The organism is Catenuloplanes japonicus, from assembly GCF_000717135.1.
GTDB lineage: Bacteria > Actinomycetota > Actinomycetes > Mycobacteriales > Micromonosporaceae > Catenuloplanes > Catenuloplanes japonicus.
The window spans coordinates 90726-103864 of record NZ_JNXY01000039.1 but is presented as its reverse complement, the minus strand read 5'-3'; the positions used below and the strand labels follow the sequence as shown (position 1 = coordinate 103864).

Genomic DNA, 13139 nt, shown 5'->3' with positions numbered 1-13139 from the left:
CCGACGGGCCCCCTTTTCCTCGTCTGCCGGTCAGTTGGTGCCGAGCGGGTTGTAGAGCGAGTCCGGCGCCTCGGTGACCTCGCCCGCGGGCGGCGCGGTGACGGTCACGGCCGTGCCGTAGTCCGTGTAGTCGATCTTCAGCGGCCCGGCCAGCTCCGCCGACGCCTTCTGCACGTCCACGGTCAGGTTCGTCAGCCGGCCCTGCGCGTCCGTGGTGGCCGTGAACGGCACCTTCTGCGCCGCACCGTCGCCGATCGTCACGCTGCCCAGCCCGGTCACGCCCGCGACCTTGGTCAGGTCCACGGTGCCGCTGAACCCGTTCGCGCCGGTACGTTGCACGTCCGCGCTGGCCGCGATGAACTTCGACGCCTTCGCCGGGTCGGTCTGACCCGGGCTGATGCTGAACGTGTCCGTACCGGACGCCTTCTGCGTGTCCAGGTGCATCCAGCCGGCCGGCAGCGCCTCGCCCAGGCCGGTGACCTTGGCCCACGCGTCCGTACCGATGAGCCGGGTCTCGATCGAGATCTGCCCCCCGGCCGTCTTCAACGTCGTCGTGGTGCTGCCGGCCTCCTTCTGCGGGTCGATCTGCCCGGTCACCGAGATCGCGTCCCCCATCGACATGGCGGCCCTGTAGCTGGTCGTGCCGAGCGCCTTCGTCGACTCGGCCAGCGCGGTGTCCGCCTCGCTCGGCGGCACGGTCGTGGTCACCGCGGTCGGCGCCACCGACACGGACGGCAGGGAGATCGAGGGCTCCCCGTTCTCGGCGCAGCCGCTCAACGCGAGCACGCCCGCGAGCGCCACACCCGGGCCCCACAGAATTCGGCGGTCCATCACAGTTCTCCCTCACCTCACTCGGATACATCCCTGTCTTTCCCCGCGCTCGTCTCCCAGCAAACGAACCCCAGGCCGGATAGGGTCGGTCTCATGGCTCAGTTGCTGGGAGACGCAGCGGTAGGCAAGGCCCTCGCGCAGCTCACGGGCTGGATCGGCGATCAGGAGGTGATCGTGCGGACCGTGGAGCTGCCCAGCTTCCCGGCCGCGATCGTCGCGGTCGTCGACGTGGCCAAGTTCGCCGAGGAGATCGACCACCACCCCGACATCGACATCCGCTGGCGGTCGGTCACGTTCCGGCTGACCACACACTCCGCCGGCGGTGTCACCGAGAGTGACGTCACGCTGGCCACCCGCATCGACGAGATCGTGACCCGCATCCTGGATCAGGAGTCTTGATTTCGCCGGACCGGGCCTTACCGGCATGATGTGACCAGCCCCGGGCGGGAGGTCCAGAGTGAGATTCGAGATCAGCAAAGTGCTCGACGCGATCGAGCGGCGGTTGTGCGTCGACCCGGCGATGGCGCGCGCCGTCCTAGACCTGTCCGAGGTCGTCCGATATCAGGACCTTGACCAGGGCAGACCGGCCAGCATGCTGCGCCTCGGCATGGTCATCGACGCGCTCGGCCGCCAGCTCGCCGAGGAGGACGTGCCGGTCTACGTCATCCTCCCCCGCGCGCTACTCTCCGACGCGGACCTGACCTCCAACGAGCGCATGGTCGCGCGCCGCTGGGCCGACGACGGTCTCGTCGAGGTCGTGCCGCAGATGAACGACCGCGTGCTGGAGGTCGCGGACATCCTCGGCCTCCCGGTGCTCAGCCGCGAGCGCTACGAGGGCCACCGGGGTTCGTACCCGTGGATCGGCGACCCCGGCCGCCTCATCGCCCCGATCGTCGGCCACGGCGGCGCCGCGCTCGTCGCCCGCGTCGGCAACGGCCAGGCCACCCCCGGCGCGCAGTCCCAGGCCGGCCTGCGCCTGATGAGCCGCCTGTGGCGCTGCCCGGAGAACCCGTGCGCCAGCTTCGGCGGCGACAGCGGCGGCGACAGCTTCTTCGCCGACCTCCGCCAGCCCGAGCAGGAGTCCCGGCCCGGCGCCCAGCCGCCGCCCACGCTCCGCCAGGGCGCCCCCACCTGCCCGCGGCACGGCACCCGCCTCTCCGACGGCGGCCCCCGCCCCGCGGCCGAGGCGCTCGCCATCCGCGTCGGCGGCGTCGTCCGCCAGCGCTTCGTCGTCGTCGAGGACGAGCCGCTCGAGGTCGGCCGCGCCCCCGACAAGGGCGGCATCATGCTCGGCCAGTGGCTCTCCGACGAGGCCCGCAAGTGGATCAGCCGAGCCCACGTCCGCTTCGACCTCCGCGGCGGCGAACTCTCCGTCACCGACGTCAGCACCAACGGCACCGGCATCCGGCCCGGCGGCAGCATGGACGAGGACGACCGGCTCATCATCAAACGCAAGAAGCGGGCGCTGGACCCTACGGATCTGGTCGAGCTGTACCCGGGCGTGCACGTGGGCCGTGCGCGGAACTGGACGTCGGGCGGGGTCTCAGACCCGGTGTCCGTGCTGACGGACGCGCCGACGATGAGCCTGCGGGTTGTCCCGCCTCGCTGCGCGCCAAGACTCCGCCGGCGCTCCGCTTGCCGCTTCGCGTCGGAGCCGGTTCCGCGGTGGTCGGGGAAGAGCACGCGAGTTTCGTCGTGGTCGCGGTGAGCGAGGCGAGTCCCGCTCACCGCACGAAGCCGGTGCGGCCCGTGCCGCTGACCGCCCGAACCGGTACCGCTCGTGCCGCTCACCACCCGACCCGGCGCGGCCCGAGCCGCTCACCACCCGAGCCGGCACTGCCCGGCCCGGCAACCGCGATCCACCCCGCAGCCCGACCCGGGCTTCAAAGGGTCGCTTCGGGCACTCCGTGCCCGAAATTTCGGTCTATTGGTTGTGTTGGGTGGTGTGGTGGCGCCAGCGACGGGAATGGCGGCCCGCGGGAGCATGCGGAAACGGACCACGGCGGGAGTGGGAAAAGAAAAAGGGGTCAGGCCTCTGCCAGGACGGCCTCTACCAGGGATTTCGTGTCGGTGAGGTCGGGGAGGACCAGGTCGGCGGCGGCGAGGGCGGCGGCGGGGTAGCGGCCGGTGGCGACGGCGATGGCGCGGGCGCCGGCGGCATGGGCGGCCTCGATGTCGAGTGGGGTGTCGCCGATCAGGATCGTGGTGATGCCGGTGGAGGCGGGGTGCAGGCGGGCCAGTGCGGTGCGGGCGACCGTCACCAGGTCGGCGCGGACGGCGTGGTCGCGGCCGTAGGCGGCCACGGTCAGGTCGAGGCCGGCGCCGAGGCCGACGGCGGCCAGCTTGGCGGCGGCGACCGGGCCGAGGTTGCCGGTCAGCACGGACTGGACGACGGACGGGTGGGCGGTGAGTGCGCGGATCGCGGCGTCGGCGCCGGGCAGCATGGTGCCGCCGTGGGTGTGGAAGTCGTCCGCGGCCGGGGCCAGGGACTCCATCAGCGCGATCAGGTCGTCGGGGGTGTCGGGCACGTCGTGGCGGTCGAGGACGTCGGTCATGATCGCCCGGTCGGTGCGCCCGGCCATCGGCACCAGGTGCACCAGCGGGCGGCCGTAGAGCTGCTGGAACGCGCGGTCGGCCAGGCGCCAGCCGTAGCCTTTCGCGTCCAGGAGCGTGCCGTCGATGTCCCACAGTACGAAGCGGGTCGGGGTCAACGTGTGTCCTCTCAGGTCATCCGGCTGACGGCGGCGCGCAGGCGGGCCAGGTCGCGGCGGCGTCGCTCGTAGGTGATGGCCAGCGTAAGCAGGAGGATGCCGCCCACGGCGAACGGCAGCCAGCGCGGCAGCAGGTCCCAGAAGCGGACGACCTCGGTGAGGGAGAGGATCAGCAGCGTGGCGCCGCCGAGCACGACGGGAGACTGGCGGCGGCGGATCGCGCCGCCGATCACCAGGATGACCGCGCCGGCGCCGAGCAGCAGACGGCGCTGCCAGGACGCGTCGCCGAGCAGGACCGCGGCCAGGCTGGGCAGGAGCGCGGCGGCGACCGGGATCGCGTACGCGCGCCAGCTGCTCAGCGCGGGGCGGTGGCGTGCGGCGATCAGTCCGACCACGGCGGCGACCAGCGCGGTGGGCAGCGTGTACGCCTCCCAGACGCCCACGTTCGCGGACGCGAGCAGCAGCCACCAGGCCAGCAGCAGCGATCCGGCGGCGGCCAGGCCGAGCGGGCGGCGCCACGGACCGAAGATCGCCCGGACGCCGATCGCGATGCCCCAGAACAGGGCGACCGCGGACGCGTACCGCAGGTCTCCGCCGATGACCAGCAGGAACGCGACCACGGCGGTGGCGTGCGCGGCGACCTCGACCGGCCCGGCCTCGGCGGGGCGGGCACGGCGCAGCAGCGCGCCGAGCGTCAGCACGGCCGCGGCCACGCCCAGCACGATCAGCGCGGTCAGGCGCAGCGGGAGGTCGGCGGCGGCGCCGGTGGTGCCGGCCAGTCCGATCGCGGCCACGACCGCGCCCAGCCAGCCGGTCAGCCGGGAACGCATCCAGCGGCCGGTCACGCCGACCACCACGCCCGCGACCAGGGAGAGTCCCAGCGCTGCCAGCGTGGTGCCGGGGCGGGGTGACGCGCCGGCCAGGCCCGCGCCCTTGAGGACGACGCCGACCGGCACGAGCAGCAGGCCGGTCCGCGGCACCCAGCCGGAGACGAGCAGCGCGGTCACGCCGAGTACCAGGCTCACCGCGGGGATCGCGGGCCAGGGCGCGCCGGCCGCGGCCAGGCCGACCAGCACGGTGACGGCCGTGGCCGAGGCGCCGCCGAGCAGCGCCCAGCGACGGCGTCCGCCGGTGAACACCAGCACGGCCAGCACGACCACCGGGATCAGCAGCGCGAGCGCGACGGCCTGGCTCCAGGACGGCAGCACGACCGGATAGGGCGCGAGGCCGATGCCGGCCGGCCGCTGCGACCAGCCTTCGCCGAGCCACGAGTAGGGGGTGAGGACGACCGTGGTCACCGCGTCCGCCACGGCCAGCAGCACGGCGAACGCGAGCGGCCCGCCCGCGAACCCGATCAGCAGCTGACCCCAGGTGGCCGGCCGGCGCAGACCCGCGCCGGCATAGGCGGGCGCCTGCGGGCCGGGAGCCACAAGACCAAGATCAGACACGGTGGGTACGACCGGAGGCGCGCAGGCCAGCAGCGCACGCGCGTACGCGGCGACGGCCACCACCAGCAGCGCGGACACGGCATAGAGCACGCGGGCGTCCCCGCCGGGTTCCAGCGGCAGGCCGGCGACCAGCATGACCAGGCCGAACACCGGCGCGGCCGTGCCGAGGTAGGCGGGCCACCAGCGCCGGACGGCCGCGATCGGGAGCAGCAGCGCCGCACTCGCCGCGAAGGCGATCCGCGCGGCCGGGGCGGACGGTGCGTCGGCCCACCAGGACAGCGTGAGCACGTCACTCCCGGCCGAGGCGGCCGCCAGCACGGTGACGGCGGTGAGCGGCACGCCGAGCAGCGCGGTGCCGAGCGCGAGGCCGCCGAGGCGCGGGTTCCGGGCGTGGGCCGCGGCCGCGACCGCCACGCCGAGCGCCACCGCGACCGGCAGCATCAGCGCGAGCATCATCGGCCGTGCGGAGAGCAGCAGCAGCGCGTAGAGCACCAGTCCGGCGCCGGGCAGCGCGCGGACCGTCACGGAACGGGGGAAACGCTCGCGTGCGGCCGTGATCAGCAGGACCGCACCGATGACGAGGTCGAGCGCGGCGGCCACGACCACCGGCAGGCCGAAGCCGATCGGCAGCGAGAGCACGCCGAGCGCGACGGCGGCCACGATCGCGTCGTGCCAGCCGCTCCAGGCGCCGCCCGCGTGGCGAAGTTCCCCGCGGGGGCCGCCGGCCGGCGACGCGCCGACCGGCAGCGCGGTAACCGGCGGCCCGGTCAGCGGCGGCCCGGTAAGCGGCGCTTCGACGGCCGGCCCCGGCGTGGCCGCGGGCGACGACGCCTCGGCACCCGGCTGCGGGGAGTCAGCAACCGGCGCAGCACCCGCCGGCGAGGCAACGCCCGGCCCCGCACCAGCCGGCGAGGCGCTGACTGGCCCGGCACCCGCCGGCGAGGCAACAACCGACCCGGCATCCATCGGTGAGGCAACGACCGGCGCAGCACCCGCCGGCGAGGCAGCCACCGGCCCGAACAGCGGCACCGCCGCCGATCGGGGAACGAACAACCGCGGCGCATACCTCGGCAGCAACAGCGCCGCCGCCAGCGGCAGCACCACCACCGCGACCGGCTGCTGCCAGTCGTACGAGGCGTCGAACGCGTACCCCTCCCACGCGTCCGACAGCCTCAGCATCGCGGCGACCGCCGTACCGGCCAGCACCAGCCCGTACACGACGAACGCCACGACCAGCCCACCGTTGCGCGGCCCCGGCCGGACCTCCTCCGGCAGCAGCGGCAGCACGCCGCGCACGGTCAGCGCGACCGCGCACACCACCGCGACCGTCCAGGCCAGCACGTAGGAGCCGCCGTACTCGAGTACCGGCCGCGCGGCCGCCAGCGCGACCAGCACCACGAACGCGCCGGCCGCGACGGCCTGGAACCGGGCGTGGCCCGCGACCACCGAGGCCGCGACCAGCAGCAGCCCGGAGACGAGCAGCGCGACCGGCGCGACGAAGCCGGACGTGTCGTCGTCGAGCATCAGCACGAGCAGCGAGGCGGAGAACGCGGCGAACAGCCAGCCGCCGTGCAGCAGCCAGGCGAGCGTGCGCAGCCCCGTTCGTACCCCCTCGGTCTGGTCCGGAATGCGAGAACCGGGCGGGAAGCGGGCCGCGATCAGGTCGACGGCCGCGACGCCGGCCAGCACCAGCGCGGTGCCGAACGCGGCCCGGTGCGCGAAGAGCAGCGGCAGCACCGGCTGGGCCAGCAGCAGCGCGCCCGCGCGCGGCCCGGTGAGCCCGGTGGCCCACCCGTAGCCGCCCGCGATCAGCGTGGCGACCAGCGCGACCACGCCGGCGTACCGTGCCGGGTCCATGCCGTTGACGCCGAAGAGGTTGACGTACCAGGCGGCGTAACCGTCCAGGACCACCAGCAGCAGGCCGAGCGCGGCGAACGTCTCCGCGGTCGCCCGCAGCTTCCGGCGCAGTGCGACCAGCGGCGCGGCCAGCGCGAGCGCGGTGACGGTGCCGAGGATCGCGGCGCGGCCGGCCATGCCGAACGTGGCCCAGGCGATCGTGGTGAACACGATCGCGGCGGTCCCGAGCAGCAGCCCGCCCAGGATGAAGAGCAGATTCTGCACGGTCCTGGTGGAGGCCTCGGGCCGCGCCGGAGCAACACCCGGATCAAGGGCCGGAGCAGGATCAAGAGCAGGAGCCGCCGCGGGTACGGCCACCGCCAGCCGCTCCGCATGAATGCGCGCCAGCAGCCCGTTCCGCCGTTGCTGCATGCCGCGCAGTTCCCCGGCGCGCGCGTCGTGCACGCGCCGGGCCGCCTCCAGCTCCCGCCGCGCGGTCTCCACCAGCGGCATCAGCACCGCGATCCGCCCGTCGAGGCCGATCACCTCGGCCGCCACCGGGTTGGGCCCGCGCCCGCACCCCGGGCATCCGCCCTGAAGCGTGGCGGTGGCGCCGCACCACGGGCACGGGTACTCCGGCGCGAGGCCGCTCAGATCGGTATCAGGCTGCACCCAGGCATCCTGTCGTGCCCGGAAAGGCCGCGACCAGAGTTTCCGTACCTAGGAGTGGATCGAGGAGTGCACCCAGGAGAGGTAATCGGGGTTGCCCGCGCTCACCGGGACGGCCACCACCTCGGGCACGTCGTACGGATGCGCCACCCGCAGATGCTCGATCAGCTCGTCGAGCCGGTCCGTGGTGGTCTTGAGCTGCACGACCCACTCCGAGGACGTCTCGATCTCCCCCTCCCACCAGTACGTGCTGGTGATCGGGCCGCCGACCTGCGCGCACGCGGCGAGGCGGGCGGTCACGGCGGAGAGCGCGAGCGAGTCGGCGGTCGGGCGGTCGTCGACCGTGGTGGTCACCAGATGTGTCTGCTCCACGCCGGGCACGCTACCGTTCGCGGCGCTTCGGGCCCATCGGCCGCGCGGGCTGTGGCTGGTGCGCCTCGATCCAGTCGTCGATGCGCTTCCACCAGTCGAAGAGCCACTCGACGCGTTCCTGCTCGGTTGTGGGGATCTCCTCCGGCGGCACGGACCAGAAGCTCATCATGATGGTCTTGTCCGTCGGCAGCTCCCGCCAGACGTCGCCGACCGTGAGCATCTTGTCCAGCCCGGTGTGCGCCACGAAGATCACGCCGGCGTCCGGCGCCGCGTCGATGGCCGCGTTGAGGCCGCCGGGCTTGGGCGCGAGCACGTGCCGCATGTTCTCCGCGCGCTTGGCCATCCGCTCCAGGCCGAGCGCGCGCAGCCGGTTGATCGCCTTGATCCGGCGCTTGGGCGTGAAGTTGCCGCCCTCCGGGAAGATCACCAGCGCGTCGTTCGGGTCGAGGCCCACCGTGACGTCGAAGATCTGCTTCTCGATGTCCTCGCCGTGCGTACGACCGGGCGCGATGAACCGGGTCGGCAGGCGGTTGAGCAGCACGTCGATCGCGGGGTCCCACTGCAGCGTGTCCTTGAGCACGATGCGCGGCTCACGGTCGAACCAGTTGACCAGCGAGTGGATCAGGATGAACGAGTCGCCGGGGCCGGCGTGCCGGCAGACCACGATCTCCGGGCGGCCGGGCAGCGCCACGTCCGGGTCCGTGCCGACGATCTCGATGTCCACGTTGAGCGCGCCGCGGACCAGCTTGTAGAGCGAGTCGAGGAACGCGCCGGTCACCACGTAGTGCACGCGCTGGAACGCGGGCGACCGCTTCTTCCAGCCGAATCCGGACGCCAGCCACAGGCCGAACAGCACGATCAGCGCGGCGGCGTCCCAGACGACGTAGACGATGAAGGCCCAGAGGATGCGCAGCAGCCGCAGCCGGCCGGGCAGGATCGGCGACAGCAGCAGCGCCACCGGGAGCAGGACCGGAAGGCCCGCCAGCAGTACGGCGGCGAGCGCCACCATCAGCGGGCCGAAGAACAACCTGCGGAACCACCGTGGGGGTAACGGCATCGTCGATCTACTCCATCTTCACGTTGGCGTGCAGATAGCGGCGGGACGCGGTGTAGGCACGGCTGATCCGGCGCCCGACCGCGGCCATGTCACGGTAGGCCCAGGGGGTGTCGTCGCGGGGCTCCCCGCCCCCGGTCGGCAGCACGTGCACGTCCACATCATCGGGCAGCGCCGCCATCTCCCGGGCGAACCGGTGCCGCCGCGCGATCTCGAACGCCACCTGCGCCACCTCCCACGGGCGGCGCGGCGGGACCAGCGCCCGCTCGATCCGGCCCACCTGCAGCACGAAGATGAGCTTGGCGCCGCCGCGCACGGCCTCGTCGACCGGGATGGAGTTGACGATGCCGCCGTCGATGAAGTGCTCGCCGTCGATCTCGGACGGCGGCAGCAGGCCGGGCACGGCCGCGGACGCCTGCACGGCCCTGACCAGCGGCCCGCTGGTGAACCAGTGCTCCGCCGCGCGCTCGATGCTGGCCGCGCAGCACCGGAACGGCACGCGCAGATCCTCGAACGTGGTGTGCTCACCGAGCTCCCGCTCCAGCAGCCGCCGCAGCGGCGTGGGCGAGTGCAGGTGGGTGCGGGCCGCGAACCGCCGCAGCTGCCGGGCGAGCGAGTCGCCGTAGACCTCGCCGGCCTCCGGGGACGCCCAGAGCCGCACCAGCCGGTCCGTGACCGCCTCGCTGGGGTCGGCCGCCACCAGCGCGCCGTTCACCGCGCCGATCGACGTGCCCACCACCAGGTCGGGGGTGAACCCGCCGCGGAACAGGGCACGCAGCATGCCCACCTCGACGGCGCCGAGCACACCGCCACCGCCTAGCACGAACGCGACCGGGCCGTTGACCATGGCAAACATCCTTACACGTCGCCGCATGCGGTCACTGATCGCCCGATTAGTGAGGTACGCGTATCCCCGTAACCTCCCGTTGACAACGCGTACGGATTCGCGCAGCCTGATGTATCCGGTAGTCCCCCACCAGCTGTCAGGTGTGTGAGATGCCCTCGTTGCGCCCCGGCGGGCTGCTGGCCCGCAGGTACCGCCTCATCGATCGGATCGGCGCGGGCGGCATGTCCGTGATCTGGCGGGCGCACGACGAGGTCCTCGATCGGGTGGTCGCGCTCAAGGTGCTCGCCGCCTCGCTGGCCGCGGACGCCCGGTTCCGCTCGCTGGTCCGCCAGGAGGCGCGGGCCGCCGGCGCGCTGGTCCACCCGCACGTCACGGCCGTCCACGACTACGGCGAGGACGTCGACCCGGACGGCACGGTCACCGCGTTCGTGGTGATGGAGCTGCTCAGCGGCGAGGTGCTGGAGTCCCGGCTGACCCAGGGGCCGCTGCGCTGGGACCACGCGGTCCGGGTGTGCGCGGAGGTGTCCGAGGCGCTGGCGGCCGCGCACCGGCTCGGCATCGTGCACCGGGACGTCACGCCGGCAAACATCATGCTGACCGCGCTCGGCGCGAAGGTGCTCGACTTCGGCATCGCCACCCACATCGGCGCGCCGGACGAGGACGAGGAGGGCGACACGTTCGGCACGCCGGCCTACGTGGCGCCGGAACGGCTGGACGGCACGCCCGCGCAGCCGGCGACGGACGTCTACGCGCTCGGCGTGCTGCTCTACGAGACCGTGACCGGGCGGGTGCCGTACCCGGCGGACACCTGGGACGACCTCGCCGAGGCGCTGGCCGTGCCGGAGCCACCGCCGACCGACGGGATGCCGGCCGAGGTCGCCGCGATCTGCCTGCGCTGCCTGGACCGCGACCCGCTGCGGCGGCCCACGGCGTACCAGGTGGCCGACGTCCTGCGCGGCCTGTCCGCCGAGCCTGCCGGGCCCCGTCGTCGTGGCCGGGTCGTCGTCCTCACGGCCGGCGCGGTGCTGCTCGCGGCCGGCGCGCTGCTGGCCGGCACGTTCCTGCGCCCGCACACCACGCCGGAGGCGACCGGGCCGTCCACCGGCGCGCCCGCGACCACGCCCGCGCCGATCCACAGCCCGCCCCCGCCGCCGCAGGTGGCCCGGACCGAGGTGCCCGCGACCGCCTCCGTACCCACGGTCCGCGAGGCGATGGCCACGCTCGGCCACATTCTGGACGCCGGCCTGGCCAGCGGCGACATCACGGCAGACGCCGGCCACGACCTGCGGACCCTCGTGTCCAACCTGGAGAACAACCTGGCCACCGGCGGCGTCAGCGACCTGCCCGCGCAGGTGCGCAGCCTGCACGTGAAGGTCGGCGACCGCAAGCGCGAGGGCTCGATCTCCGCCGCCTACGCCACCGAACTCGGCGCGGCCCTGGACCGCCTCGCTATCGCGACATAAGACCCAGTTCATGTTCCCGCTTCCGGCGGCCAACCTCCGGTGGCCGGAAGACTCCGCTGGCGCTCCGCTTCCGGCCACCGGCCGGAGCCGGTGCCGTCGCTGGTCACGGAAACCCACGCGGTGCCGGGGCCGCGGATCGGTGCGGCTCCGCGATACGTTCGCAGTCGGCAAGCACGGCCACGGCGACGAGGAGTGTGGTGAGTGGACAGTCCGGCCACCGATCAGAATCCCGAACTGACCGATTTCCTGGACGCGGCGTTCGACGCCGAGGTCGCCTTCAGCCCGCAGACCGCCGCGCTGCTCGGCCTCCCGCACGACCCGGGCCGCCTCGACGACCATTCCGAGGCCGGCCGGGAGCGCCATCTGGAGCTGCTCCGGGCCCGGCGGGACGAGCTGCGGCGCCGGTTCCCGCAGGACACGCTCGGGCCGGAGGAACGGCTCAACGCGGCGATGTTCGAAGACCGGGTGGAGCGCGCTGAGGAGGCGTACGTCTGGCGTCACCACATCTCCCCCGGCTCGGCCATCGAGGGGCCGGAGGAGAGCGCGGCGTTCCTGGTCGGCAAGCACCGGATCGCCTCGGTCGCGGACGCGGAGGGCTACGTCGCCCGCCTGCGCGACATCGCACGCGTGCTCACCGAGCGGGCCGAGCGGCTCGACCTCCAGCGCGGGCTCGGGATCACGCCGACCGCGCTGCAGATCACGCATCTGCGCCGGACGCTGCTGCCGTACGACGACGGCGCCGCCGGCCCGCTCCTGGCCGACTTCACCACGAAGGTCGCCGGGCTCGGGCTCCCCGCACCGCAGCAGGCCGCGCTGGTGGCCGACGCCGCCGAGGCCGTGCGCACGGAGGTGCGCGCCGGACGCGAGCGCTACCGGGCCGCGATCGACGACATCGCGCCGCTGGCCCGCGCGGACGACGGCGTCTGGAGCCTGCCGGACGGCGACGCCTACTACGCGGCCGCGCTCCGGCGCTGGAACACCACGGGCCTCACCGCGGACCGGATCCACGAGATCGGGCTCGCGGAGGTGGAGTCCATCCGGGGCGAGATGGCCGACGTGGTGCGCGAGGTCGGCTTCACCGGCACGCTCGCGGAGTTCTCCGACGCGGTGCGGGCCGATCCGCGGTACCGCTACGCCGACGACGAGGCCGGCCACGCGCGCTACCTGGCCGACGCGGAGCGATATCTGGCGGAGGCGACCGCGATCGCGTCGCGGCTGTTCCGAGCGCTGCCGAAGGCACCGATCGAGGTGCGCGCGGTGGAGAGCTGGCGCGAGGCGAACGCGCCGGTCGCGTTCTACGAGCTGCCCTCGCCGGACGGCGAACGGCCCGGCTTCTTCTACCTGAACCTGGCCACCATCGCGGAGGCGCAGACGATCCAGCTGCCCGGCATCGTCTACCACGAGGGCATTCCGGGACACCACTTCCAGGTCGCGCTGGCCCAGGAGCGGACGGATCTGCCACGGTTCCGGCGGTTCGACATCGGCTACGGCGCCTACGTCGAGGGCTGGGGTCTCTACGCGGAGCGGCTGGCGGACGAGCTCGGGCTGTACCAGGACCCGTACGCACGGTTCGGCATGCTGTCGCTGCAGATGTGGCGCGCCTGCCGACTGGTGCTCGACACCGGCCTGCACGCCAAGCGCTGGACGCGCGCGCAGGCCATCGCGTTCTTCGCCGCGAACAGCTCGATCTCGCACGCGGACATCGAGAAGGAGGTGGACCGCTACATCGGCCTCCCCGGCCAGGCCACGTCCTACACGATCGGCCAGCTCCGCATCCGGGACCTGCGCGATCGCGCGCGGGCCGCGCTGGGCCCGCGCTTCGACATCCGCGACTTCCACGACGCCGTGCTCGGCAACGGCGCGCTCCCGCTCCACATGCTCGACACCCAGGTCAGCCAGTGGATCGGA

The 13139-nt window shown here is 73.6% G+C and carries 9 protein-coding genes and 1 pseudogene; 4 read left to right on the top strand and 6 right to left on the bottom strand.

Annotation, left to right across the window (positions count from 1 at the left end; genetic code table 11):
- Window positions 1–30: 30 nt before the first annotated feature.
- Window positions 31–831, bottom strand: a complete 801-nt coding sequence (locus OP04_RS41810) for a hypothetical protein (RefSeq protein ID WP_157241079.1) — start codon at window positions 829–831, stop codon at window positions 31–33.
- 93 nt (window positions 832–924) lie between these two features.
- On the opposite strand from OP04_RS41810, the gene OP04_RS41805 reads away from it, so the two are divergent.
- Entirely contained in the window at window positions 925–1230 is a 306-nt protein-coding gene (locus OP04_RS41805) for a 4a-hydroxytetrahydrobiopterin dehydratase (protein WP_033345547.1), read from the top strand.
- A 58-nt stretch (window positions 1231–1288) separates the two neighbouring features.
- Entirely contained in the window at window positions 1289–2539 is a 1251-nt protein-coding gene (locus OP04_RS41800) for an FHA domain-containing protein (protein ID WP_063746860.1), read from the top strand.
- A 319-nt stretch (window positions 2540–2858) separates the two neighbouring features.
- Here the strand turns inward: OP04_RS41800 and OP04_RS55065 are convergent, their stop codons facing one another.
- Genes OP04_RS55065 through OP04_RS41770 form a run of 5 tightly spaced genes read right to left on the bottom strand, consistent with a single transcriptional unit; the run spans window position 2859 to window position 9768 of the window.
- The gene (locus OP04_RS55065; protein ID WP_033345546.1) at window positions 2859–3542 is read right to left on the bottom strand and encodes an HAD hydrolase-like protein; all 684 of its coding nucleotides are present in this window, start codon (window positions 3540–3542) and stop codon (window positions 2859–2861) included.
- An 11-nt stretch (window positions 3543–3553) separates the two neighbouring features.
- Window positions 3554–7498, bottom strand: a complete 3945-nt coding sequence (locus tag OP04_RS55060; protein WP_198154169.1) for an SCO7613 C-terminal domain-containing membrane protein — start codon at window positions 7496–7498, stop codon at window positions 3554–3556.
- Between the two features lie 48 nt (window positions 7499–7546).
- The gene (gene cutA / locus OP04_RS41780) at window positions 7547–7867 is read right to left on the bottom strand and encodes a divalent-cation tolerance protein CutA (RefSeq protein ID WP_033345644.1); all 321 of its coding nucleotides are present in this window, start codon (window positions 7865–7867) and stop codon (window positions 7547–7549) included.
- 10 nt (window positions 7868–7877) lie between these two features.
- Complete coding sequence (locus OP04_RS41775) at window positions 7878–8924, bottom strand: 1-acyl-sn-glycerol-3-phosphate acyltransferase (protein WP_033345545.1); 1047 nt, start codon at window positions 8922–8924, stop codon at window positions 7878–7880.
- A 7-nt stretch (window positions 8925–8931) separates the two neighbouring features.
- The gene (locus tag OP04_RS41770) at window positions 8932–9768 is read right to left on the bottom strand and encodes a patatin-like phospholipase family protein (RefSeq protein ID WP_033345544.1); all 837 of its coding nucleotides are present in this window, start codon (window positions 9766–9768) and stop codon (window positions 8932–8934) included.
- A 149-nt stretch (window positions 9769–9917) separates the two neighbouring features.
- Here OP04_RS41770 and OP04_RS41765 point away from each other — a divergent pair, with 149 nt between their 5' ends.
- Both OP04_RS41765 and OP04_RS56110 read left to right on the top strand, forming a co-directional pair.
- Window positions 9918–11231: a serine/threonine-protein kinase gene (locus tag OP04_RS41765; protein WP_033345643.1), complete on the top strand. Its 1314-nt coding sequence runs from the start codon at window positions 9918–9920 to the stop codon at window positions 11229–11231.
- A 201-nt stretch (window positions 11232–11432) separates the two neighbouring features.
- A pseudogene (locus OP04_RS56110) lies at window positions 11433–13112 on the top strand (DUF885 domain-containing protein); the annotation flags it as partial.
- Window positions 13113–13139 lie beyond the last annotated feature (27 nt).

Bases quoted from the DNA above. Each gene is read 5' to 3' on its own strand.
- OP04_RS41810 (WP_157241079.1), bottom strand. From the start codon at position 831: ATGGACCGCCGAATTCTGTGGGGCCCGGGTGTGGCGCTCGCGGGCGTG.
- OP04_RS41805 (WP_033345547.1), top strand. From the start codon at position 925: ATGGCTCAGTTGCTGGGAGACGCAGCGGTAGGCAAGGCCCTCGCGCAG.
- OP04_RS41775 (WP_033345545.1), bottom strand. From the start codon at position 8,924: ATGCCGTTACCCCCACGGTGGTTCCGCAGGTTGTTCTTCGGCCCGCTG.
- OP04_RS41770 (WP_033345544.1), bottom strand. From the start codon at position 9,768: ATGGTCAACGGCCCGGTCGCGTTCGTGCTAGGCGGTGGCGGTGTGCTC.
- OP04_RS41765 (WP_033345643.1), top strand. From the start codon at position 9,918: ATGCCCTCGTTGCGCCCCGGCGGGCTGCTGGCCCGCAGGTACCGCCTC.